Source organism: Rhodococcoides corynebacterioides (assembly GCF_019834675.1).
GTDB lineage: Bacteria > Actinomycetota > Actinomycetes > Mycobacteriales > Mycobacteriaceae > Rhodococcoides > Rhodococcoides corynebacterioides_A.
Map to the genome: position 1 here is coordinate 79,830 of NZ_JABUBU010000003.1, position 22,468 is coordinate 102,297.

The following is a 22,468-nucleotide window of genomic DNA, read 5'->3' on the forward strand; positions in this document are numbered from 1 at the left end:
ATCGATCTGATTCTGCGCGGCGGTGACGTCGTCGACGGCACGGGCGCCGCCCGGGTCCGCGCCGACGTGCTCGTCGCCGGCGGCCGCATTCACGACGTCGTTCCGGCCGGTACGCCGGTCGACGCCGGCGAGGTCGTCGACGTCCCCGCCGGGCACGTCGTCGCCCCCGGATTCGTCGACATGCACGCCCATTCCGACCTCGGTCTGCTCACCGACCCCGGCCACGTCGCCAAAATCACCCAAGGCGTGACGACGGAGGTCATCGGTCAGGACGGGCTCTCGTACGCGCCGATCGACGACGCGACCCTGGCCGTGGTGCGACGCCAAATCGCCGGGTGGAACGGCAATCCCGCGGACTTCGACTTCTCCTGGCGCACGGTCGGTGAGTACCTCGACCGACTCGACACCGGCATCACCCCCAATGCGGCGTATCTCGTCCCGCAGGGCACGCTGCGCTACCTGGCGGTGGGCGCCGACCAGCGACCGGCCACGCGCCGCGAGGTCGACCGCATGGCCGAGATGGTCGATCGCGCGATGGACGAGGGCGCCGTCGGTATGTCCAGTGGCCTCACCTACACGCCGGGCATGTACGCGGACACCGGCGAACTGCGGGCCCTCTGCGAGGTGGTGGCGCGCCGGGGCGGGTTCTACGCTCCGCACACCCGCTCGTACGGCCGGGGTGCGCTGGACGCCTACCGGGAGATGATCGACCTCGCCCGCGAGACCGGCTGCGCGCTCCACCTCACCCACGCCACGATGAACTTCGAGGAGAACCGCGGCCGCGCCGGGGAATTCCTCGAGCTGGTCGACGCCGCCGTGGCCGAGGGGTGCGACATCACGCTCGACACCTACCCGTACTTACCCGGTGCCACCACCCTCTCGGCGCTCCTGCCGAGCTGGGCGATGTCCGGCGGCCTCGACGCCGCCCTCTCTCGTCTGACCGACCCCGACGCTCGCCGACGCATCACCGACGACGTCACCCGCTACGGCTCGGACGGGTGCCACGGTGTCACGGTCGACTGGACCACCATCCAGCTGAGCGGGGTGGCCAATCCCGAGCTCGATCCCTACGTGGGCCGGACCGTCGCCGAGATCGCGAGCGCGGAGGATCGACCCGCCGTGGACGTGTTCTTCGATGTGCTGCAACGGGATGCGTTCGCCACGACGATTCTCCAGCACGTGGGCCACGAGGAGAACGTGCGCGCGATCATGGTGCACCCGCACCACATGGGCGGCAGCGACGGCATCCTCGTCGGCGACCGCCCGCACCCGCGCGCCTGGGGCACGTTCCCCCGCTACCTCGGCCACTACGTGCGCGAGATCGGGCTGCTGTCGCTCGAGGAGTGCATCCACCACCTCACCGGTCGCCCCGCGGCGCGCCTGTCGCTGCGCGACCGCGGACTCGTCCGCCCCGGCCACGCCGCCGACCTCGTGGTGCTCGATCCCGAGACCGTCCGGGACACCGCCACCTTCGACCATCCGAAGCAAGCCGCCGCCGGCATCCCCCACGTTCTCGTCGCCGGCCGGTTCGCCGTCCGCGACGGCGCACCCACCGGCGTGCTCGCCGGCCGCTCCCTCCGCCACTCTCCGACAGGAACCGCATGAGTATCTCCACCGTCCTCGAGGACCGCGCGCTCGTCGTCGTGCGCGCGCCCGCGATCCCCGACCCGGTCGCCCTCGCCGAGGCCCTCGCCGCGGGCGGTCTGCGCGCCGTCGAGCTGACGTTCACCACCCCGGACGTGTTGTCCTGCCTCGAGAAGGCCGCCGCATCCGGTGCCGTGGTGGGTGCGGGCACCGTCGTCACCGCCGAGCAGGCCGCGGCCGCCATCGACAGCGGCGCCACGTTCCTCGTCACCCCCGGCCTCCGGCCCGACGTCGCCCGCGTCGCGACCGAGCGGAACGTCCCGGTGGTCATGGGCGCGCTCACCCCGTCCGAGATCATGGTCGCCGTCGATCTGGGCGCCGCCGCGGTGAAGGTGTTTCCTGCCAAGCTGTTCGGGCCCTCCTACTTCGGCGATCTGCGCGGACCCTTCCCGGACACCGCCCTGATTCCGTCCGGTGGTGTCAACGCCGACAACGCCGCCGACTTCCTCGCGCGCGGCGCCGTCGCCGTCACCGCGGGAACGGACGTCGTTCCGCCCGATGCCGTCGCCGCCGGTCGGTGGGACGACATCACCTCCCGCGCCGCCCACTTCGTCCGCGCGATCGCGCGCCCGTAACCCCCTCGAAAGGCACACCCCCATGAGTTCCGTCGTCGACTGGCTCCGGACGTCCACACCCGGACTGCTCGTGCTCTGCGGTATCGCGATCGCGGTACTGCTGTTCGTCATCATCAAGATCAAGCTGGAACCGTTCATCGCCCTGCTGATCGTGGGTCTCGGGCTCGCCCTGGCGGCCGGACTCCCCGTCTCGCAGATCGTCGGCACCGCCATCAAGAGCGGCGACTCCATTCTCGAGACCGGCTTCGGCGGCATCCTCGGCCACATCGCGGTCATCATCGGTCTCGGCACGGTGCTGGGCGCGATCCTCGAACGGTCCGGCGGCGCACAGGCTCTCACGGCGCGCCTGCTCGGTGTGTTCGGTGAGCGCGGAGCGCCGATCGCCATGGGTCTGCTCGGGCTCATCTTCGGAATCCCCGTGTTCTTCGACATCGGCATCTTCGTCCTCGCACCGCTCGTCTACGTCGCCGCACGTCAGGGCGGCAAGTCGCTGGTGCTCTACGCGATGCCGATGCTCGCCGGCCTGTCGATGACCCACGCGTTCCTCCCGCCGCACCCCGGCCCGGTCGCCCTGGGCGGCCTGCTCGAGGTCAATCTCGGCTGGCTCATCCTCATGGGATTCGTCTGCGGCATCCCCGGTTTCATCGCCGCGGGCCTGCTGTGGGGCAGCTACATCGGCAAGCGTGTGATCGTCGAGGTGCCCGAGGACTTCGTCAACGACGCCGACGCCGCCACCAGCGGCACGTCTACCGGTTCCGACCAGGACGGCCCGCACGTCTCCGGTGGCACCGCCGTGACCACCGCGCGTCCCCGCGTCACCACCCCGCCGTCGGTGGGCACCATCGGCGCCATCATCGCCGTTCCGCTGATCCTCATCCTCGGAGCCACCTTCGGCACGATCCTGCTCGACGAGGGTCGCCTTCTGCAGGTGCTCACCTTCTTCGGCACGCCCGCGGTGGCACTGCTGATCGCCGTGCTCATCGCGTTCTACGTCCTCGGCATCCGCCGTGGCTCGACGGTGCAGGAATTGTCCACGCTCACCGGCGAATCCCTCCGCCCGGTCGGCATGTTGCTGCTCGTCGTGGGTGCCGGCGCGTTCTTCGGCAAGGTCATCTCGGCCACCGGCATCGGGACGGCGCTCGCGGACACCATGTCCGCCGCCGGGCTGCCGATCATCGTGCTGGCGTACATCATCAGCTGCGCCCTGCGCATCGCCCAGGGCTCGGCGACGGTCGCCATCGTCACCACCGGCGGCATCGTCGGACCGCTCGTGGCGGCCCAGGACTACTCGCCGGTGGCCGTAGCTCTGATCGCGATGTCGATCGCCGCGGGGTCGATCATCCTCAGCCACGTCAACGACGGCGGGTTCTGGATCATCGCGAAGTTCTTCAACATGACGGTCAAGCAGACGCTGCAGACCTGGACGGTGCTCGAGACCGTACTGTCGGTGGTGAGCTTCGCCGTCGCGGGCGTGCTGTTCGCGATCATCGCCTGACCACTGTCGACCCTCGCCGGGAGGTATCCGTGCCCACGTTCGTCACCGACGACGGAGTCACCCTGGCGTACACCGACACCGGCGGCCCGAACCCGGCGATCGTGCTGATCGCCGGGTTCTGCGCTCCCGCGACCACCTGGGTGTTCCAGCAGGACGCCCTGGTCGACGCGGGCTACCGCGTGATCGCCTGGGATCGACGCTGTCACGGGGAATCCGAGTCGCCCGAGCACGGCGCGACGATGGACCGCCACGGCCGCGACCTCCACGACCTTCTGGACGCGCTCGCCCTCGAGAACGTCGCGCTGATCGGGGGGTCGATGGGCGCGAGTACCGCGTGGTCGTACGTCGACACGTTCGGCACCGATCGGCTGCGCGCGGTGGTCTCGATCGACCAGACGCCGAAGATGGTGTCCGATGCCGACTGGCCGTACGGCTTCCACGGTCTCACCGAGGCGACCGTCGACGGGTTCTTCGACGGCGGCATCCCGGACACCGGACGCGGACGGCCCACCCGCAAGTCCGTGATGCCGATGGCGAAACTGGCTCTGCGCCTGCGGGGTGTGCCGCGAATGGCGTCACCCGACACCGCGCCGATGCGCGCGCTGCTCGACGACCATGCTCGCCGCGACTGGCGCGGAACGATCGCCGGTGCCGAGGTGCCGGTGCTGATGCTCGCGGCTCGTGACAGCCAGTTCTGGCCCGCCGAGCATTCGGCCGCCGCGGTGGCCGACAACCCGCTCGGCCAGTCGGTGGTGATCGAGGACTGCGGTCACGCCGCCAACCTCGACCGACCCGACGCGGTGAACGCCGCGCTGCTCGACTTCATGGGGCGACCGTGACCGCGGTCGGGTCGGCCGTGGTCGACGCACTCCGAAGCGCCCTGCCCGCGGATCGCCTCCTGCTCGATCCCGACGTCGTGGCCTCCTACGTGCACGACGAGGCCGAGTGGGCACCGCACGGCGAGCCCGCCGCCGTCGTGCGACCCCGCTCGGCCGAAGAGGTGCGCGCCGTCGTCCTCGCCTGCGTCGAGACCGGAACGCCCGTCGTCACGCGCGGGGCCGGAACGGGTCTGTCCGGCGGGGCGAATGCCGTCGCCGGGTGCGTGGTCGTCGCACTCGACGCGATGAACTCCATCGTCGAGATCGACACCCTCGAGCGCTACGCCGTCGTGCAGCCCGGCGTGATCAACGACCACCTGCGTGAGGCCTGCGCCGAACACGGGCTTTGGTACCCGCCGGACCCGGCCAGCTCGCCCTGGTCGACCATCGGCGGCAACGTCGCCACCAACGCCGGCGGACTGTGCTGCGTCAAGTACGGCGTGACCCGCGACTACGTCCTCGAACTGCAGGTGGTGACCGGCAGCGGCGAGCTGGTCCGCCTGGGTCGACGCACCGCCAAAGGTGTGGCGGGCTACGACTTCGCCTCCCTGATGGTCGGCTCCGAAGGCACCCTCGGCATCGTCACCGAGGTCACCGTCCGGCTGCGCCCGCTGCAGCACCCGCCGCGCACGGTGGCCGGCTACTTCGACTCGATCGTCGACGCCGGACGGGCCGTCGCCGCCGTCGCCGCCGCGGGCCTCACGCCGTCCGCACTGGAGTTGGTCGACCGGCAGTGCCTCGTGGCCGTCGACGCGTGGAAGAACATGGGACTCGCCGTCGACGCGAACGTCGTGCTGCTGGGCCGGGTGGACACCCCGGGCGTCGAGGGCGACGCGGAGGCCACCCGGATGTCGGCGTGCTTCGACGACGCCGGCGCCACCTGGTCCGCTGTGTCCACCGACCAGGCCGAATCGGACGCCCTGTTCGCCGCGCGCCGGTTGGCCTACCCGGCGATGGAGCGGCTCGGCCCCGTTCTCACCGAGGACGTGTGCGTGCCCAAACGGCACGTGCCGGAGATGCTCGCCCGGATCGAGGCCATCGGTCGCCGCCACGACACCGTGATCGCCAACATCGCCCACGCCGGCGACGGCAACCTCCACCCACTTCTCGTCGCACCCCGTGACGACGACGCCGCGCGCGATCGTGCCCGCGCCGCGTTCGACGACATCATCACCGCCGCACTCGAATTGGGCGGAACGGTCACCGGTGAACACGGGGTCGGGTTGCTGAAGATGGACGGCTTGGCGCGCGAACTGGACCCGGTGGTGCTGGCCATGCACCGCGCGGTCAAGGCCGCGCTCGACCCGCACGGGATCCTGAACCCGGGCAAGATCGTCGCGACCTGACGACTGTCCCTTGCTCGGGGGACAGACGCCGGCCCGCACCGTGTGGTTGCATGTGCTCAGCACTCTTCTCCGCCTTGCCCCCGAAATTGGGGTCTGTCGCGGTCCCCCGATCGGAATTTACGGTCTGTTCCAGCGGTCGAACGACGCCGCACGGACCGACCGGGGGGAAACGGATGCAGACGATCATGGACGACAGGGAGCGCCCCGCCTTGAGTGCGCGGGAGGTCGAAGTTCTGCTCGAGTGGATCGTGCGCGATTCCAAAGGGGACGTCGCGCGGTCGCTGTACATCTCCCCCGCCACCGTCGGCACCCACATCGCCCGCGTCCGCGACAAGTACGAGGCCGTCGGCCGGTCCGCCAACTCCAAGGCCGCGCTGGTCGCGCGGGCCCTGCAGGACGGGTACATCACCCTCGACGAGCTCTGACGGCCCTCCCGGCCGATCCGCGCGACGTCCAGGGATCCGCGCCTGCTGCAACCGACGCGGATCGCTGGAACGGAAGCGGATCGGGCGGTCACGGCACCGGTGGTCGAGGCCCCGGGGGGTCACACCGACGCGGCTACACGCGCACCACGGTGATACCGGCGTCCTCGAACGGCGCTGTGTCGGAATCGGTGGCCGACGCGTCGGTCACCAGCGTCACCCCGGCCGGCAGCGGCGCCCAGGCGTGGAACGGTCGGCGTCCCAGTTTGGCGGCGTGCGCCAGCACGTAGATGCTGCCGGCGCGATCCATCATCAGTTCCTTCAACCGGGTCTGCTCGATCTCGGCCTCGCAGATTCCCCGGTCCGCGGTCACCGCATCCGCCCCGAGAAAAGCGCGGTCGTAGGACACCCGGGCGAGGGACGCCTCGGCGAGCGGGCCGACGAAGCCCTGGGACAGGTGCCGCAGCGTTCCGCCGAGGCATTCGACGCGCACGTCGTCCGCGTCGGCCAACGACTCGAGGGCGGTGAGTCCCGCGGTGATCACCGTGAGTCGGGGGCGGTCCCGGAGGAACTCGCCCATCGCCCCGACGGTGGTGCCGGCGTCCAGCAGCACCGTCTCACCCGGCTGCACCTCGCCCGCGGCCCACTTCGCGATCGCTCGCTTGGCATCGAAGCCTTCCACCGCTCGCTGGCGGATCGAGGACTCGGGGTGCGGATCGAGGGCGATGGCGCCGCCGTAGGTGCGGGCGAGCAGACCCCGCGTCGTCAGGTGGGAGAGGTCGCGGCGGATGGTCGACGCGGTCACGCCGAACTGCGCCGAGAGTTCGTCGACGCTCGCCAGACCACTGGTCTTGGCCAGTCGCACGATCTCCGCGCGCCGCACCTCCGACTCCCGTACCGCCACCGGTCCTCCTTCGCTCCGACCCGAACCTAGCCGACGGGGGTGGTGCTGGTCGCGAGTTCTGCCGCCTGCCGGAGCGCCTCGACCATGCTGCCCGGTTCGGCGATCCCCTTGCCGGCGATGTCGAAGGCCGTGCCGTGGTCGACGGACGTTCGGATGACGGGCAGGCCGACCGTGATGTTCACGCCTGCTTCGATTCCCAGCACCTTCACCGGTCCGTGCCCCTGGTCGTGGTACATCGCGACGATGAGGTCGTAATCGCCGCGGCCGGCGAGGAAGAACGCGGTGTCGGCGGGCAGCGGCCCCACAGCGTCGATACCGTCCGCACGCAGAACCTCCACGGCCGGAACGATCTTGAGATCCTCCTCGCCGTAGCCGAACAGCCCGTTCTCTCCGGCGTGGGGATTGATGCCGCACAGGCCGATCTTCGGGTTCGGGGTGCCCGAGCGCACCAGGGCGTCGTGTCCCCGCCGCACCGTCCGCTCCACCAGACCCGGCTCGATCTTCGCCACCGCGTCGAGCAGTCCGATGTGGGTGGTCACGTGGATCACTTTGAGCTTCGGTGTCGACAGCATCATCGACACCTCCTCGGTGCCCGTGAGATGCGCGAGAAGCTCGGTGTGGCCAGGGAAGACGTGCCCGGCAGCGTGGAGCGCCTCCTTGTTCAGCGGGGCCGTGCAGATGGCCTGGACGTCGCCGGCCACCGCGAGCTCGCTGGCGACCCGGATGTACTCGTAGGCGGCGTGACCGGCCACGGAGGACAGCTCGCCCCAGGGCAGGTCGTCCGGGATCAAACCGAGATCGACCACGTTGATCCGCCCCCGCCGGAACTCGGCGTCGCGGACGTGGTCGACGGCGACAACCTCGCAGTCGACACCGAGAATCGATGCCGCGGAACGCAACCGGGCCACGTCGCCGATGACGACGGGCCGGCACCACGCGGCGACCCGGTCGTCGAGGACAGCGGGCACGATGACCTCGGGCCCGATACCGGCTGCGTCCCCCATGGTGAGGGCGACGACCGGAAGGTCGAGGGTGGGGGTGGACGTCATGGTGGGTCCTCAGCTCTGCGAGACGGTACCGACGGAGAGGCCGGCGAGGTGGGCGTGGATGGCGGACAGGCTGTGGCGGTCGCCGAAGCTGCCCGGTCGGGTGACGACGCGGCGGCCGTCCGGGGCTCGCAGAACGACGGCGCCGTAGTGAACCCGGCCGACGGGCCGCAGGGTGGTGATGCCGAGCGCGTCGACGACGGCGCGGGCGGTCTCCCCGCCCGTGAGGGCGAGATCGACGCTGCGCCCCGCGACCACGCGGGAGACGAACTGCCCCAGCGCGGCGACCAGGCGGCCGGAGGCGGACGGGTCGAGTGGGCCCGAGACGATGAGCACGGCGGAGCCCCGAGCGAGGACGCTCTCGAGCTCCGCGGTCGACGCGCGTCCCGCGACGACGGCCGCGGCGTCGACCGACACGACGGGAACACCGTCCTCGGCCAGCCGGGCGACCTGGTCGCGGGCGCCGGCAGAAGCGGTGCCGACGACCGTGAGGACGTCACGCGACGATCCGTGGGTCGTCGTGTCCGCGGCCGCGTCCACCGCGGGCAGTGTGCGGACCACCGCGGCGGCGAGGGCGCCGGACCCCACGAGGACGGCGTCCGGGTCGGCGGCGACCGACGCCACGACGTCGTCGAGGTCGCGATCGCCGGCCACGTCGGGCACGGCGACGGACGGTGCTGTCCCGACGACGTCGCGCACGGTCGCGGGCGGGTGGCCGGGCTCGGCGTTCCACACCGACGAGCGGTGCAGCGGAACGTCGTTCACGAACAACACGCCGTCTCGGACGACTCGGCCGAGACCGGGATGACCGGCGGCGACCACGACGCGGCCGCGGCGGGCCAGCACCTCGACGGTGGCGGCGACGTGACCGCGCAGCAAGGAGTCGATCTTGACGACGACGCGCGTTTCCGTGGGCACGGCGTCGAGCGCGGCGGACAGGCGGGCGCCGGCCTCGGCCGTCGATCGCGACCGGGTGTCGAGATCGACGATGCCGACGGTCGCGGTCAGCCCGTCAACACCGGAGAGTGACAGTTCGAGATCCGTCGTGCGCTCGAGCACGATTCCGGCCACCTCGGCCGCGCCGGAGAGGTCGTCGGCCAGCACCACGGTGCGGGTCATGTCGCCACCTCCCTCGTTGCGCGAACCACGCAACCAATCGTACGTGTATTGCGTGTTTCGCGCAGCATCACAGTGACGCTCCGGCGCACTGCACGATGGTCTGGCCCGTGATGTTGCGGCCCAGCGGACCGAGCAGGAATGCGGTCAGACCGGCCACCTCGGCGGGCTCGATGAACGAGCCCAGCGGCGGAGTCCGGGGCGGCGTGTGCGCGCGCGACGGGTCGCCGAGCATCGCCGTGTCGGTCGGCCCGGGCGCGACCACGTTCACGGTGATACCGCGCGAGACCAGTTCCATGGCCCACGACCGCGACATGCCCGTCAACGCCGACTTGGTCGCGACGTACTGACTCTTGCCGGCGTTCCCGGTCATGGTCCGGCTGCCGATGAGGACGATGCGACCGCCGTCGGCGATACGGTCCACCACCCCGTTCACCAGCACCTCGGCGGCGGCGACGTGGACGCGCCACATCGCCTCCAGATCGGCGACGTCCAAGCTGCCCAGCGGCGCCGAGCGCTGCAGACCGGCCGCGTGCACCACCGCATCGACGTCGGCCAGCTCGGCCGCGACGGCACTCACCCGGTCCAGATCCGCGAGATCGGCCTCGATCCAGTCGAGTCCGACGACCTCGGGTTCACGCCGACTCAGACCGGTGACGCGCCAACCCTCGTCCACCAGGGTGGTCGCGACGGCGGCGCCGATGCCGGAACTGACGCCGGTGACGACGGCGTGCTTCACGAGAGCCACTCGGGGGTCAGCTCGCAGTACTCGATGGCCTGCCGGAAGCGGGTGAACGCCACGTGCAGCGTCGTGCCGTCCGCGACGATCGACGGGTACGAGAACTCACGATTGAGGCCGTCGCGGGAGTTGTTGGACAGGCAGTAGCCGTCGCCCTCCTCCAGATTCCGTCGGCGCGGCCAGGTCACTCCGCGGTCGTCGGACAGCGCGAGCGTCATCGGCGCGCGCGGGGCACCCCAGAACGCCTGACGCGGATCGCCGTCGGTGAGCGGTGCGCTCTCCTCCACCGTGCCCTGCGTCTCCGCGATGCCGTCGTCGTCGATCTCGTCGTAGAGCGAGAGCCGCCGCTCGGTCGCGTCCGCGCGACTGGACTCGTTGTACACCAACGCAAGTCGATCGCCGTCCAGCACGACGAACTGCACCGACGAGTTGTTGTTCGGCAGCTCGGTCGGCTCGGGCGCACTCCACGTCTCGCCGTCGTCGTCGGAGACCGAGCGATACACGTGGTCGGCCCAGCGGCTGCGGTAGAGCGCGACGAGTTGCCCGTCGGACAGCCGGCCGATGTTCATGTGGACGCATCCCGTGCTCTCCGGCACGGTGACCTCGCGCCAGGACGCACCGTCGTCGTCGGAGATCATCACGCCGGAGTAGTCGCGATCGCCCACCCACTTCCGGCCGTCGATCCTCACGCAGTGGAAGACCGGGAGCAGGATGCGGCCCGACGGCAGGGTGACCATCGGCTGCCGGACGAAGACGCCGCCCGCGTCGGTCTCGGGGACCAGGACGTCGGTGGCGCCCCAGGTGCGGCCCCCGTCGGTCGACACGCGACGCAGCACGCGTGCGGTGTCCTGGTTGCCGGCGTGCTGCGAGGTCCACAGCAACCACACCTCACCCGACGCCCGCACGTTCAGGACGGGATTCTGTTCGGAGCGCCCGGGGTCGTCCGAGAGCCGTACGGGCTCGGACCACGCGTCGCCCTCGCGGCGGGAGAACCAGACGCTGATGTCCGGCACGCCTTCCTGCGTTCCGGCGAACCAGACGCAGGCCAGAGTGCCGTCCGGCAGCACGGCGAGATTCGCGGCGTGATTCTGGACCTCGGGCGGGAACAGCAGGGCGTCCCGACGGCCGGTGTCGGCGGTGGGACGAACGATGCCGTCGGCATCGAGGGCGGTGGTCACGGCGAATCTCCCGTTCAGACGAGGGTGGCGGCGGACAGGTTGTACGAGTTGGTCGGGCGCAGCGTGACGTCCTGGATCCGATCGCGCTTGGCCAGCACGGATTTCGGGACGAACGACCAGAGGCACGGGACGGTGTCCCAGATCTGCCGCTGGGCGTCGGCGAGCAGTTGCCCGCGGCGAGTGGGGTCGACCTCCTCGGACGCGCGCGCGATGGCCGCGGCGATCTCCGGGAACTGGTACCCGTGGTAGGTGTCGCGGGTCGCCTCCTTCTCGGGGGTGCCGGCGTACATGCCCTGCATGATCGTGATGGCGAGCCCGGTGGGACTGGGGAAGCCGTTGCCCAGCACGTCCCAGTCGCCGGCCTTGCCCTGGCGCCACTGCATGATGTCGCCGCCGGGCTCGAACTGCTGCAACGACGTCCGGACCCCGATGTCGGAGAACATCTGCACGACCGACTCCATGATGTCGGTGTCGGCGGCGAATTCGCCGGACTCCCAGATGATCTTGAGGTTCAGGTCCCGCACGCCGAGCGCGTCGAGCTCGCCGCGAGCACGAGCGGGGTCGTACACGTACTCCCCCGTCTCGATGGCGCCGTCGAGGATGGACGGGATCACGCCCCGCGAGGCCGTGGCCGATCCCTGCATGACCTGATCGATCAGCGCGGGGCCGTTGATCGCGTACGTCAACGCCTTGCGCACCCGCGCGTTCGCGAGCGGGTGATCGGCCGGCTTGCGGAAGTTGTAGAACAACTGGTTGAGACGCACTCCGTCGACCCGCTCCACGCCGACGTTCGACAGGCCCTCGAGCTGATCGGCGGCGTCGGGAGTGATCGAGTCGATGACGTCGACCTCCCCGCTACGCAGCGTGACCACCCGCGAGGACTCCTCGGGTACGAAGCGCACGCGGACGGTCTCGATGTTGGGCGCCGGTCCCCAGTACTGCGTGTTGCGCTCGAGGGTGTAGTTGCCGGTGCCGCGGTCGGAGGACGTCACCACGTACGGTCCCGATCCGACGCCGGACTGCAGCTCCTCGGGCCGGTTGGCCGCCGCGGGGGTGATGAGGATGTTCGACATCAGATAGTCGAGCACCGGCACCGGCTTGGTGGTGAGCAGGGAGAAGCTCGAGGCGTCCATCGGTTCGACGGTGGGCCACTCGGGGAAGAACCCGCCGACGAAGGACCCGTCCACCTCGCTGTACATCTTCAGCGCGGTGGCGACGTCCTCCACGCGGACCGGCGAGCCGTCCGAGTAGCGGACGCCGTCGCGCAGGTGCACGAACCACCGCGTCGGCTCGACCAGCTCGAAGCGATCGGCGAGGACCAACTGCGGCTTCAGGTTCGCGTCGATCTCGGTGAGGGCTTGCCGGACGCCGCGCTGCACGGTGAGTGCGGCGTCGAACTGGTTGAGCTTGTTGTCGAGGCTGACCAGGGACCGGTTGAGCGCGAGGCTCACGGTGGTGGGTCCGGGCGTACCGGTGGGCGTCGCGCATCCGGTGGCGGCCCCGCCGAGCAGGAGACCGCCGCCGAGCAGCAGCCCGCCGCGCATCAGATTGCGCCGCGAGAACCGCTGGTGAAGCAGCGAATCGGTCATGGTCGACCTCTTTCGATCGAGGATGTCGTGGGGCCCGCCACGCCCGTCGCCGACGGCGGGGCTGTGACTGCGAGCACACCGGAACTGTACGCAGATATGCACGAAACACGCAACTACCGATTGCCACTTGCGCGATTCGCGCACGAGTGTCATTGTGAGCTGAGTTACAACGACGCCGGAGACGGAAGTGCCGTACCCGGATCCCGCCCGGAGCGTCGAGTCCGCAGAAAGGTCGTTCGATGCATCAGCCCTGCTCACGTCACCGTCTGTCGAGCGCGCGATGACCGCCGGCATGATCGCGCCGGCCGACGAGCCGACGACGGCGGCACCGGCGAAGGCCCGGTCTCGCTCGGCCGGCACCGCGCGCTACGTCGTCAAGCGCCTCGGTCAGAGCGCACTGGCGATCTTCCTGACGCTCACCACCGTGTTCGTCCTCGTCCGCATGGCCCCGGGCGACCCGGCCTACGCCATGGCCGGACCCCTCGCCTCCAGCGAGGACATCGAGCGCATCCGCCAGTCGATGGGCCTCGACCAGTCGATCGTCACGCAGTACTGGAAGTACCTCCAGGGACTCCTCCAGCTGGACCTGGGCACGTCGTACTCCTTCCAGGCACCCGCGTTCGACGTGGTCCTGGACCGCCTGCCCTACACCCTGACGCTCACCGTCGCGTCCATCGGCCTGACCACGCTGCTCGCCATCCCGCTGGGCGTGTGGATGGCCCGTCGCGCGGACACCCGCCGCGAACTGGGCGCGAACGTGCTCACCATCGCCGGCCAGTCCATGCCCGACTTCTGGACGGGCCTCATGCTCATCACCCTCTTCGCGGTGGTGCTCCCGATCTTCCCCGCCGCCGGCTTCGCCACGTGGTCCTCGCTCGTCCTGCCGATGGTGACCGTGGCGATCCTGCAGATCGCCCTCATCTCCCGGATGGTGCGCCGAGAGATGGTGGGCGCGTTCTCCTCCCAGTACGCCACGGTCGCCCGCGCCCGCGGTGTGTCCGAGCGGAGGCTCGTCTGGCGCTACGCCCTGCGCAACTCCTCGATCCCGGTGCTCACCGCGCTCGGCACCCGCTTCGCCTCGATGCTCAACGGCGTGGTCGTCGTCGAGGTCGTGTTCGCCTGGCCCGGCGTCGGATCGCTCGTGGTTCGCGCACTCGAGACCCGCGACTACCCGCTCATCCAGGCCACGGTTCTCGTCACCGCCGTGCTCGCCGTCCTCGTCCAACTGCTCGTCGACCTCTGCTATCCGCTGCTGGACCCGCGCGTCCGGCTGGGGAAGGGAACGTCCTAGATGACCGCCACCCTCGACGCGTCGGGCCCGACACCGGCCGACCCGACGCCGCCGGAACGACCGTCCGCGGTCACTCCGAAGCACCTCGCCGCGGCCGGCGCCACCCGGCGCGCCCGCGACAGCCGCCTCAAGATCTGGGTGGGCAGCGTCTGCGCGCTGATCGTGATCCTGCCCGTCGCCTTCGCCCGCGTAGTGCCCCTGCAGAATCCCGACGCGACCGACCTCGGCTCGCGCCGCCTGCCGCCGCTGACGGACGGGCACCTGTTCGGCACCGACCAGCTCGGCCGCGACCTGCTGGCCCGCATCCTCTACGGCGGCCAGGTCTCGCTGCTCGTGGGTGTTCTCGCCGTCCTCGTCTCCGGAGTGATCGGCCTCGTCCTCGGTTCGATGGCCGGCTACTTCGGTGGCTGGGTCGACACCGTCGTCAGCCGTCTTCTGGAGGCGCAGCTCTCCCTTCCCCTGTTGATGATGCTGCTGCTCGTGGTCGCGCTGTTCGGCCCGTCCATTCCGGTCATCACCTTCGTCATCGCCATCGCGCAGTGGCCCGAGATCGCCCGGCTCACACGATCTCTGGTTCTCGTCGAGCGGGAGAAGCCCTACATCGCCGCCTCGCGGGTACTGGGGCTCGGGAAGACCGCGATCCTCGCCCGGCACATCGTGCCCAACGTGATCAAGCAGACCTCGCTGGTGGTGCTGTTGCTCCTCGCGCAAGCGGTGCTTCTCGAATCCGCGCTCAGCTACCTCGGCGCCGGCCCGCAGCGCCCGTTCGCGACCTGGGGTCGCATCATCTCCGACGGCCAGGACTACATCACCACCTCGTGGTGGCTGGTCACCCTTCCGGGCCTGGTGATCGTCCTGCTCGTGATCGGCGTCAACCTGCTCGGCGACGGACTGCGTGACCGGCCTGCCGGATCCGGCCTCCGCGCCCTACTGGGCCGCGTCGCACTCTCGGGAAAGAAGGCCTGACATGAGCGAATCCCTGCTCACGGTCGACGAACTCCAGATCGAGCTCATCACCGACCGGGGTGTCGTCCGCGCGGTCGACGGCGTCTCCTTCACCATCGCAGCCGGCGAAACGGTCTGCATCATCGGCGAATCCGGCTCGGGCAAGTCGACGACGGCCATGGGCCTGCTCGGTCTGCTGCCGACCGATCTGGCCGTGCTGTCCGGGCGGGCGCGGTGGAAGTCCGCCGACATCCTCGGCGACGATGCCGCGTTGCGCCGGGTGCGCGGGTCCGAGATCGCCCTCATCCCCCAGGACCCGATGACGGCGCTCTCGCCGGTCCACACCATCGGCTCGCAACTGCGGGAAGCCGTGCACCACGGCGGCATTCGTGGGAAGAGCGCCCAGACCGCTCGGGCCGTCGAATTGCTCGAACGGGTGCACATCGTCAACCCTGCCGATCAGCTCGGGCGGTACCCGCACCAGCTCTCCGGCGGCATGCTCCAGCGCGTGCTCATCGCCTGTGCGCTGGCCGCCGACCCCGCCCTGATCGTCGCCGACGAGCCGACCAGCGCCCTGGACGTCACGGTGCAGGCGAGCATTCTCGACCTGCTGCTCGAACTGCAGGAACGCACCGGCATCGGCATGCTCCTCATCACCCACGATCTCGGGGTCGCGCGACTGATGTCCGACCGCATCCACGTCATGAAATCCGGCACGTTCGTCGAGAGCGGCGACGCCCGCACCCTCGTCGACGACCCCACCCACGCCTACACCCGGAAACTGCTCGGCGCCGTGCCCCAACTCGGCGACTGGTCCGGTGCCCCCGCCACCCGCGAAGGAGTGCTCGCATGAGCCTGCTCACCGTCGAGGACCTCGTCGTCGACTACCCCGTGGCCACCGGAACGTTCCGCGCCGTCGACCACGTGAGCTTCAGCGTCGACAAGGGCTCCACCCTCGCCGTCGTCGGGGAATCGGGGTGCGGCAAGTCGACCATCGCCAAGTCCATCGTGCGTCTGCTGACCCCGACGTCCGGGCGGATCCTCATCGACGGCACGGACATCGCACGACTGTCCGAGCGTGCGCTGCGTCCGTTCCGATCGCGGGTGCAGATGGTGTTCCAGGACCCGTACGGTTCGCTCGATCCGCACCTGACCGCCGTCGACATCGTCGGCGAACCCTTGCGCCTGCAGGGTATTCGGTCGAAGTCGGAGCGGCACCGCCGCGCCGCCGAACTGCTCGACCAGGTGCAGCTGCCGCCGTCGTCCCTCGGACGGCGTCCCGCGGAGTTCTCCGGCGGCCAGCGTCAACGCATCGGCATCGCCCGCGCGCTGGCGTCGGGACCGGAGATCCTGGTGTGCGACGAGGCCACCAGCGCACTCGACGTGTCCGTCCAGGCGCAGGTGCTCGACCTCCTGCGGTCGATCCAGCAGGACACCGGCATCACGTACGTGTTCATCTCGCACAACCTCGGAGTCGTGCGCGAGATCAGCGATCACGTGATCGTCATGCGCAAGGGCGCCGTCGTCGAATTCGGTTCCACGGCCTCGGTTCTGGCCGACCCACAGCACCCCTACAGTGCGGCGCTGCGCGCCGCCGCGCTGGACCCCACCACCATGGTCGGTCTCAAGCCGCGTTACGTTCTGTCCGGCCGACCCGCCCCCGTCGCCACCCGAGGAGCCTGACCACCATGGAATTCGGAATGCAATTCAGTTCGATGGTGCTCGGCACCATGACCTTCGGCGACACCGTGGACGCGGACGGCGCACGCGCCCTGCTCGACGTCGCGCTGGACGCCGGCGTCACCCACATCGACACGGCCAACGGTTATTCCGCCGGCGACGCGGAACGGATGCTCGCCGGCCTGCTCGCGGGCCGACGTGATCGCGTCACCGTCGCCACCAAGGCCGGCATGTACCTCGGCGACGCCGGCGGCCATTCCCCGCTCTCGCCCGAGGGCCTGCGGCTCAGCCTCGAGGCGAGCCTCACGCGTCTGGGCGCCGACCACGTCGATCTGTTCTACCTTCACCAGCCCGACCGCGCGGCCTCGCTGCACGACACCCTCTCCACCGTCGCGAAGCTCGTCGCGGAGGGCAAGATCCGCGCGCTGGGCGTCTCGAACTTCGCCGCCTGGCAGATCGCCGAGGCGAACCACGTGTGCGACGAGGTCGGCGCCCCGAGACCCGTCGTCGCCCAGCAGCTGTACAACCTCCTCGCACGCCGCATCGAGGAGGAGTACGCCGAGTTCGCCGCGACGACCGGCATCGCCACGATGGTCTACAACCCCCTCGGCGGCGGTCTCCTCACCGGCAAGCACACCTTCTCCGACGAGCCCGGCGAGGGACGCTTCGGCGACTCCCGCCTGGCCGGGATGTACCGCGAACGGTATTGGAACGCCGACATCTTCGACGCCGTGACCCGGCTCGCGGCCGTGGCCGACGGCGCCGGCATGCCGCTCACCGAGCTCGCCCTCCGGTGGCTGCGGTCGACCCCCACCGCCGGCCCCATCCTGCTCGGCGGATCCCGAACCTCCCACCTGCAGGCCAACATCGACGCCCTCGCTCGTGGTCCGCTGCCGGCCGACGTGGTCACCGCCTGCGACGAGGTCGGCGCTGCGCTGCGCGGACCCATGCCCGCCTACAACCGATAGGAACCCTTCGTGTCCGTCGACGATTTCGCCCGCCGCCTGCGCGCCCGCGAGCAGGTGCTCGGCTACTGGTCCGTCATCGATTCGCCCGTGTCCACCGAGTGGCTCGCCCACCTCGGATGGGACTACCTCTGCCTCGACCTCCAACACGGCCTGATCGGCTACGACGGGATGCTGCGCGGCCTCACCGCCGTCGACGCCGCTCGGGGCCCGGCCGGACTGGTCCGGGTGGAGGCGAACGACCGGACGTACATCGGCAAGGCCCTCGACGCCGGAGCCCGCGGGGTGATCGTGCCGCTGATCGACACCGCCGAGGACGCCGCCCTCGCCGTCTCCTACTCCCGGTACCCACCCGTCGGGGTGCGGTCCTACGGGCCCATGCGCTCGCAACTGCGCGTCGGGCCGCTGCCCGCCGAGGCCGACGACGCCGTCGTGGTGCTGGCCATGATCGAGACCCCCGAAGGGCTCGAGAACGTCGAACACATCTGCGCCGTGCCCGGTCTGGACGGCATCTACGTCGGCCCGTCCGACCTGCGCATCGCCGTGGGCGGCAGCTCTCCCGCCGACAGCTCCGTCGACGAGGTCTTCGACGCCGCCCTCGTGCGCATCGCCGACGCCGCCGCGGCCGCCGGCATCGCCTGCGGCATCCACACCCCGTCCGGGGAGGTCGCGGCGCGGCGGTTGACGCAGGGCTTCACCTTCGCCACCGTCGCCTCCGACCTCACCCACCTCAAGGCAGCGTCCGAAGCGCACCTGGCCGCGGCGCGGGGCTGAGTCGGGGCTGAGGTCGGGGGTCGGGGGTCCGGAATCCGGGAGCCTGGCACCGATCCGCGCGACTTCCAGGGATCCGCGTCTGCTGCAGCGCACGCGGATCGCTGGAACGGAAGCGGATCGGGCGGTCACGGCACCCGATGGGTCAGGGGCGGCGGCCGGCCCTTCGCCAGCGCCATCGCTCGCCGGACCTTCACGGCACCCGCGTCCGAAGCGAGGTCCGCCCACGTCAACCGCGCGACGGTCCACCCGAGCGACATCAACTCGTCGTGCCGCTTCTTCTCGTCGAACAACATTTGCTCCGAGGTGTACTTCACCCGCCCGTCGAACTCGACGATCACCCCGTCGAGCAGGAAGTCGGGGCGACACACGAACGCACCGTGACGCAAGGTCACCTGCAGCTCGAACGGCGGAAACCCGAAGCGCTGCAGGTACACCCGCGTCCGCGACTCCCCGACGCTCTCGCTGCGCCCATCGGCGAAGGCCACTATTCGATGGGCAGCGCTGCATCCGCTCATCCCGGTGCACCCGTCCAGCGCGGCATCGACGTCCGCCCGCGACGCCACCGCGAGTGCCGAATCCACCACGCACACCCCGCCCTCGAACGACAGCTCCCGTGCGAGGTCCACCGCCGTCTTGGCCACGGTGGTGGCGGTCAGACCGCGAACCTGCGTCAGACAGTCGGTCAACCTGTTGGTGTGCGTGTGCACGCGGGCCGTCCGCCGACCGCCTCGCGCGGCGTCGACGCTGAGGTGGACCCGCGACAGGTCGGGGTTCCACATCCGCAGATCGTGCAGGACCGCCGCAGAGACGTGACTGACAACGGGGTTCGTCCGAGCGGCGACGACCCCGCGGACCGCGAGGAAGTGCCGGCCCCTCTCGCCGGCGTCCGTATAGACGGCGGCATCGCTGTAGACACCGCGCCCGACGCACACCAGCGAGCCCTGCCGCCGTGCGGTCCTGATCTCCTGGTCCCCAACCCCCGCCGCGGCGAGCTGCGCACGCGTCAGGAAAGTCCGCCCCGTGATGTTCACGGGGCCAGCGTCTCTCATCTCGGGCGCCGCCCGTGGCGCCCGTCCACAGGCATCCGGGTTGTCCACAGCGGCCCGATCCGCGCGCGGTCCAGCACTCCGCGCGAGTTACAGGGGACGCGGATCGCTGGAACAGCAGCGGATCGCACACCGTGTCACGGCCCGGCGTTAACTTCGCGGTCCACATCGACACCAAGGGGGACCCCATGTGCGACGGACCGATCGATCTCGACGCGGTCAGGAAGAACATCAGGAACCGCGGCTGGCACGTCACCGCGGTCCACGGAGGCGGCGACTTCGCCTACACCAGCGGTCTCACCAGCGCCGGACTACCCGAGTTGCTGTGTCACGGGCTTCCCGCTCGACTCGCGTACAAGGTCTTCGACGAGCTGCGTGACACGATGCTCGACGATCCCGCCCTCCTGGCGCCGTCGATCACGATCCGCGGCGCGGTGGGCGGCATTCCCGCACTGTCGTTCGTCGAGGTGCTGGACCGATCCGACATGGTGGTCACGCGGGCGCTCTACCCACGGTTCACCGCGCTGCGGGTGGTGTGGCCGGACGCGTACGGGGCGTTTCCCTGGGAGGAGCGCTACTCGATGTGCGCCGATCACCAACCCCTGCGCGGAATCTGATTTCTGTCGGACCTCTCCTGTAGACAAGGGGTGAGCGGTGAACGGTCCCGCTCGTCGGGCATCACCCCAGGAGCACCCCATGTCTCACTCCCCTTTCGGCCTGTTCGGTCGACCGGCCGGCGACCCCGGTTTCACGGTCGCCATCGAGATCGGCACCGACCTGTACGACCTCGAACTCCACGAGCAGATCCGTCTCCTCGAGCTGACCGGCCGCCCCGGGGCGGACTTCGACCAGTCCGCCACCGGGTGCGCCCGGGTGGTCTACGAACTGCCGCACACCGGTTGGTTCGCGGCCGGAGACGACGCATTGCGCGTTCTCCGCGCCATCGAGACCGAGTTCGACGTGTTCGGTGCGGAGATCTGCCGATCGGACCTGTGGGCGGAGGAACCGATTTTTCCGACGATGCCGAACGAGGTCGGATGGACCGGCGTCCCAAGCGAGAACGTCACCGTCCTGACCGTCGAGCTGGAGGCCGGAGCTCGGGAGCGGCCGATCGATCTTGCAGGGGCTCTGACGAACTTCCGGTACCTCGGACCCTCCCACTGCACCCCGGCGCCCGAGGGTCGGCATCACCTGGTGACGCATTCGCGGGGCAGCGGTTTCGAGGTCACCGGGGGCATGGGTGCGAAGGCACTGCAAGTCATCAGCAACGACTGGCTGATCAACCGCGTCCGCGTCGTCGACTCGCAGACCTACTACCTCGAGCTGGAGGACCGCGCCCGCTACCACCCACCCCGCGTTCCGGACTGGCAGTTCGCGCTCGGCGGGGAGAACGGGCGGATGGTGGTCGTTCCGGACGGCTCGGCGAACCTGCACGGGTGGACCGTCGCGTCGCGGCAGTCGGACGGGCAGGAACACACCGCGGAGCTCACCCGCGACCTGGTGTGGATCGACGAGGCCGGACTGGTCAACCTCCTCGGGGACGGGGACCGCATCGAGGCCTGGACTGCAACGCTCCCCGGCAATGCTCTGCTCACGTCCTTCGCGACGCCGCAGGGCACGGAGTTTTCCGTCGACCGATGGGACGGGATGACCAACTGGCTCGTGGAAACTTTGGTGGGCAACGGGTCCGGGTTGATCGTCGACCTGGGGCCGGGCGGTTACGTCGCCCCGGTCGACGAGGACGTGGACGACGACGACCTCGGGCTCGCCGACGTCCTCGACCCGGACGACGAGGTGATCAACGCCCAGCTTCATGTGCTCGACGACGGCGTGGTCATGGTGCGGCGTTCCCGCACCGTGCTGCGCCGACTCCGGCTCGGCGACCACTCCGTCGAAGGCCTGGAGCTCGACGTGTGGCACCACGACGGCCATTTCGACGACTGCACGGACGGCTACCTCTTCACCACCGACCTCCACCTCGCCGCCAGTGCGTGCACGGCCTGGTTCCGAGACCACGGCGGTCTCGACGCCCTGGACGCCCTGGGCTGCGACTACTCCTTCCCCGACGCACTCCCCGCTACCGACCGAGAGGACGCATGACCACTCCGACACCCGACGCCCCGACTTCCACGCACCACCTTCTCCTGGCGGCGCTGCGAGCGACCGCGCTGAAGGACATGGACCCCTCCCTGCTCGTGCACGCCATCGATGTCGAGGCCGACGCGCGGGGCATCGACCGAACGGACCTCGACCACGCTCTGGCGGTGGCCTCGTACGCCCACCTCGAGCAACGGCGCACCCAGCGGGGCGACCAGGTCGCGGACCCCTACATCACGCATCCGTATCGCAACACGCTGCGGCTCCTGCGGTACGGCTGCACCGACGCGGCGGTGCTCGTCGCCACGGCGCTGCACGATGTCGTGGAGGATCGACCGGATCGGGTGGTGACCCTGCTCGGCGGCTCCGACGCCCTCGACGCGCTGCGACGCCACTTCGGCACGGACGTCGCCGATCTCGTCGCTGCCGTCACCAATCCCCCACGCGATCCCGCGCGCGACAAGGCCGAGCAGTACGCCGAGCACGTCACCGCCGCGATCGCCGATCCGCGGGTGTTACTGGTCAAGCTGGCCGACTTCGTCGACAACGCTGGCAGCCTGAAGTACCTGACCGACGACGCCAAGCGCTCGAAGCTGGCCGCCAAGTACGCACCGCTGGTGCCGATCTTCGCGCGGGCTGCCCACCACCACGGCGACCGACTGGGCCTGCCGCCGGAGGGCCTGGCGGCCATCGACGACCACCTGCACTCCATCGCGGAACAGACGGTCGCCTGAAAGG

The 22,468-nt window shown here is 70.2% G+C and carries 22 protein-coding genes; 15 read left to right on the forward strand and 7 right to left on the reverse strand.

Translation table 11 applies throughout. The features are described 5' to 3' along the window. The 6 genes from HQ603_RS06870 (at window position 1) to HQ603_RS06895 (ending at window position 6,363) form a co-directional block, all read left to right on the forward strand. Window positions 1-1,605, forward strand: coding sequence for an N-acyl-D-amino-acid deacylase family protein (locus HQ603_RS06870; RefSeq protein WP_222683974.1), 1,605 nt, complete (start codon window positions 1-3; stop codon window positions 1,603-1,605). Continuing rightward, window positions 1,602-2,219 carry a bifunctional 4-hydroxy-2-oxoglutarate aldolase/2-dehydro-3-deoxy-phosphogluconate aldolase gene (locus HQ603_RS06875; protein ID WP_222683806.1) on the forward strand — a complete coding sequence of 206 codons (618 nt, stop codon included), beginning with the start codon at window positions 1,602-1,604 and terminating at the stop codon, window positions 2,217-2,219. The genes HQ603_RS06870 and HQ603_RS06875 overlap by 4 nt, the downstream gene beginning before the upstream one ends. A 22-nt stretch (window positions 2,220-2,241) precedes the next feature. Next, entirely contained in the window at window positions 2,242-3,714 is a 1,473-nt protein-coding gene (locus tag HQ603_RS06880; protein ID WP_222683807.1) for a GntP family permease, read from the forward strand. Between the two features lie 29 nt (window positions 3,715-3,743). Next, the gene (locus tag HQ603_RS06885; RefSeq protein ID WP_222683808.1) at window positions 3,744-4,553 is read left to right on the forward strand and encodes an alpha/beta fold hydrolase; all 810 of its coding nucleotides are present in this window, start codon (window positions 3,744-3,746) and stop codon (window positions 4,551-4,553) included. A 17-nt stretch (window positions 4,554-4,570) separates the two neighbouring features. Next, window positions 4,571-5,938 (forward strand): FAD-binding oxidoreductase, encoded by a 1,368-nt coding sequence (locus tag HQ603_RS06890; protein ID WP_308126732.1) that lies wholly within the window; start codon window positions 4,571-4,573, stop codon window positions 5,936-5,938. A gap of 185 nt (window positions 5,939-6,123) precedes the next feature. Further along, complete coding sequence (locus tag HQ603_RS06895) at window positions 6,124-6,363, forward strand: helix-turn-helix transcriptional regulator (RefSeq protein ID WP_308126394.1); 240 nt, start codon at window positions 6,124-6,126, stop codon at window positions 6,361-6,363. A 133-nt stretch (window positions 6,364-6,496) separates the two neighbouring features. On the opposite strand, the gene HQ603_RS06900 is transcribed toward HQ603_RS06895, so the two are convergent. From HQ603_RS06900 to HQ603_RS06920, 6 genes are all read right to left on the reverse strand, one after another. Then, window positions 6,497-7,264: a DeoR/GlpR family DNA-binding transcription regulator gene (locus tag HQ603_RS06900; protein WP_222683811.1), complete on the reverse strand. Its 768-nt coding sequence runs from the start codon at window positions 7,262-7,264 to the stop codon at window positions 6,497-6,499. Window positions 7,265-7,290: 26 nt separating this feature from the next. Continuing rightward, on the reverse strand, window positions 7,291-8,313 hold the full coding sequence (gene pdxA / locus HQ603_RS18840; RefSeq protein WP_261773490.1) for a 4-hydroxythreonine-4-phosphate dehydrogenase PdxA: 1,023 nt from the start codon (window positions 8,311-8,313) through the stop codon (window positions 7,291-7,293). A gap of 9 nt (window positions 8,314-8,322) precedes the next feature. Beyond that, entirely contained in the window at window positions 8,323-9,429 is a 1,107-nt protein-coding gene (locus HQ603_RS18845; protein WP_261773491.1) for a four-carbon acid sugar kinase family protein, read from the reverse strand. 67 nt (window positions 9,430-9,496) lie between these two features. Further along, window positions 9,497-10,174, reverse strand: coding sequence for an SDR family NAD(P)-dependent oxidoreductase (locus HQ603_RS06910; RefSeq protein ID WP_222683812.1), 678 nt, complete (start codon window positions 10,172-10,174; stop codon window positions 9,497-9,499). After that, window positions 10,162-11,343: a sialidase family protein gene (locus HQ603_RS06915; RefSeq protein ID WP_308126395.1), complete on the reverse strand. Its 1,182-nt coding sequence runs from the start codon at window positions 11,341-11,343 to the stop codon at window positions 10,162-10,164. Before HQ603_RS06915 ends, HQ603_RS06910 begins: the two co-directional genes overlap by 13 nt. Before the next feature lie 14 nt (window positions 11,344-11,357). Further along, complete coding sequence (locus tag HQ603_RS06920) at window positions 11,358-12,932, reverse strand: ABC transporter substrate-binding protein (protein WP_222683813.1); 1,575 nt, start codon at window positions 12,930-12,932, stop codon at window positions 11,358-11,360. A 280-nt stretch (window positions 12,933-13,212) separates the two neighbouring features. Here HQ603_RS06920 and HQ603_RS06925 point away from each other — a divergent pair, with 280 nt between their 5' ends. From HQ603_RS06925 to HQ603_RS06950, 6 genes are read left to right on the forward strand one after another with little or no spacing between them, the layout of a single operon-like run. Next, window positions 13,213-14,223, forward strand: a complete 1,011-nt coding sequence (locus tag HQ603_RS06925; RefSeq protein ID WP_261773492.1) for an ABC transporter permease — start codon at window positions 13,213-13,215, stop codon at window positions 14,221-14,223. Beyond that, window positions 14,224-15,189 (forward strand): ABC transporter permease, encoded by a 966-nt coding sequence (locus tag HQ603_RS06930; protein ID WP_222683814.1) that lies wholly within the window; start codon window positions 14,224-14,226, stop codon window positions 15,187-15,189. A 1-nt stretch (window position 15,190) separates the two neighbouring features. After that, a complete protein-coding gene (locus tag HQ603_RS06935) occupies window positions 15,191-16,021 on the forward strand; it encodes an ABC transporter ATP-binding protein (RefSeq protein ID WP_222683815.1) in 831 nt (276 codons plus the stop codon). Further along, entirely contained in the window at window positions 16,018-16,851 is an 834-nt protein-coding gene (locus HQ603_RS06940; protein ID WP_222683816.1) for an ATP-binding cassette domain-containing protein, read from the forward strand. Before HQ603_RS06935 ends, HQ603_RS06940 begins: the two co-directional genes overlap by 4 nt. 17 nt (window positions 16,852-16,868) lie before the next feature. Next, window positions 16,869-17,816, forward strand: coding sequence for an aldo/keto reductase (locus HQ603_RS06945; RefSeq protein ID WP_261773493.1), 948 nt, complete (start codon window positions 16,869-16,871; stop codon window positions 17,814-17,816). Between the two features lie 9 nt (window positions 17,817-17,825). Next, window positions 17,826-18,587: an HpcH/HpaI aldolase family protein gene (locus tag HQ603_RS06950; protein WP_222683818.1), complete on the forward strand. Its 762-nt coding sequence runs from the start codon at window positions 17,826-17,828 to the stop codon at window positions 18,585-18,587. Window positions 18,588-18,712: 125 nt separating this feature from the next. On the opposite strand, the gene HQ603_RS06955 is transcribed toward HQ603_RS06950, so the two are convergent. Further along, window positions 18,713-19,618 carry a type IV toxin-antitoxin system AbiEi family antitoxin domain-containing protein gene (locus HQ603_RS06955; protein WP_222683819.1) on the reverse strand — a complete coding sequence of 302 codons (906 nt, stop codon included), beginning with the start codon at window positions 19,616-19,618 and terminating at the stop codon, window positions 18,713-18,715. Between the two features lie 203 nt (window positions 19,619-19,821). Between HQ603_RS06955 and HQ603_RS06960 the strand changes: the two genes are divergently transcribed. The 3 genes from HQ603_RS06960 to HQ603_RS06970 all read left to right on the forward strand — a co-directional run bounded on the left by HQ603_RS06960 (window position 19,822) and on the right by HQ603_RS06970 (window position 22,464). Then, complete coding sequence (locus HQ603_RS06960) at window positions 19,822-20,250, forward strand: DUF4262 domain-containing protein (protein WP_222683820.1); 429 nt, start codon at window positions 19,822-19,824, stop codon at window positions 20,248-20,250. Between the two features lie 79 nt (window positions 20,251-20,329). After that, window positions 20,330-21,733 carry a hypothetical protein gene (locus tag HQ603_RS18850; RefSeq protein WP_261773495.1) on the forward strand — a complete coding sequence of 468 codons (1,404 nt, stop codon included), beginning with the start codon at window positions 20,330-20,332 and terminating at the stop codon, window positions 21,731-21,733. Further along, the gene (locus HQ603_RS06970) at window positions 21,730-22,464 is read left to right on the forward strand and encodes an HD domain-containing protein (RefSeq protein WP_222683821.1); all 735 of its coding nucleotides are present in this window, start codon (window positions 21,730-21,732) and stop codon (window positions 22,462-22,464) included. Before HQ603_RS18850 ends, HQ603_RS06970 begins: the two co-directional genes overlap by 4 nt. Window positions 22,465-22,468 lie beyond the last annotated feature (4 nt).

What these genes read in the sequence shown, in the direction of transcription:
- HQ603_RS06920 (WP_222683813.1), bottom strand. Translation starts at nt 12,932, where the DNA reads ATGACCGATTCGCTGCTTCACCAGCGGTTCTCGCGGCGCAATCTGATG.
- HQ603_RS06925 (WP_261773492.1), top strand. Translation starts at nt 13,213, where the DNA reads ATGACCGCCGGCATGATCGCGCCGGCCGACGAGCCGACGACGGCGGCA.
- HQ603_RS06930 (WP_222683814.1), top strand. Translation starts at nt 14,224, where the DNA reads ATGACCGCCACCCTCGACGCGTCGGGCCCGACACCGGCCGACCCGACG.
- HQ603_RS18850 (WP_261773495.1), top strand. Translation starts at nt 20,330, where the DNA reads ATGTCTCACTCCCCTTTCGGCCTGTTCGGTCGACCGGCCGGCGACCCC.
- pdxA (WP_261773490.1), bottom strand. Translation starts at nt 8,313, where the DNA reads ATGACGTCCACCCCCACCCTCGACCTTCCGGTCGTCGCCCTCACCATG.
- HQ603_RS06960 (WP_222683820.1), top strand. Translation starts at nt 19,822, where the DNA reads ATGTGCGACGGACCGATCGATCTCGACGCGGTCAGGAAGAACATCAGG.
- HQ603_RS06880 (WP_222683807.1), top strand. Translation starts at nt 2,242, where the DNA reads ATGAGTTCCGTCGTCGACTGGCTCCGGACGTCCACACCCGGACTGCTC.
- HQ603_RS06875 (WP_222683806.1), top strand. Translation starts at nt 1,602, where the DNA reads ATGAGTATCTCCACCGTCCTCGAGGACCGCGCGCTCGTCGTCGTGCGC.
- HQ603_RS06945 (WP_261773493.1), top strand. Translation starts at nt 16,869, where the DNA reads ATGCAATTCAGTTCGATGGTGCTCGGCACCATGACCTTCGGCGACACC.
- HQ603_RS06895 (WP_308126394.1), top strand. Translation starts at nt 6,124, where the DNA reads ATGGACGACAGGGAGCGCCCCGCCTTGAGTGCGCGGGAGGTCGAAGTT.
- HQ603_RS06935 (WP_222683815.1), top strand. Translation starts at nt 15,191, where the DNA reads ATGAGCGAATCCCTGCTCACGGTCGACGAACTCCAGATCGAGCTCATC.
- HQ603_RS18845 (WP_261773491.1), bottom strand. Translation starts at nt 9,429, where the DNA reads ATGACCCGCACCGTGGTGCTGGCCGACGACCTCTCCGGCGCGGCCGAG.
- HQ603_RS06940 (WP_222683816.1), top strand. Translation starts at nt 16,018, where the DNA reads ATGAGCCTGCTCACCGTCGAGGACCTCGTCGTCGACTACCCCGTGGCC.
- HQ603_RS06970 (WP_222683821.1), top strand. Translation starts at nt 21,730, where the DNA reads ATGACCACTCCGACACCCGACGCCCCGACTTCCACGCACCACCTTCTC.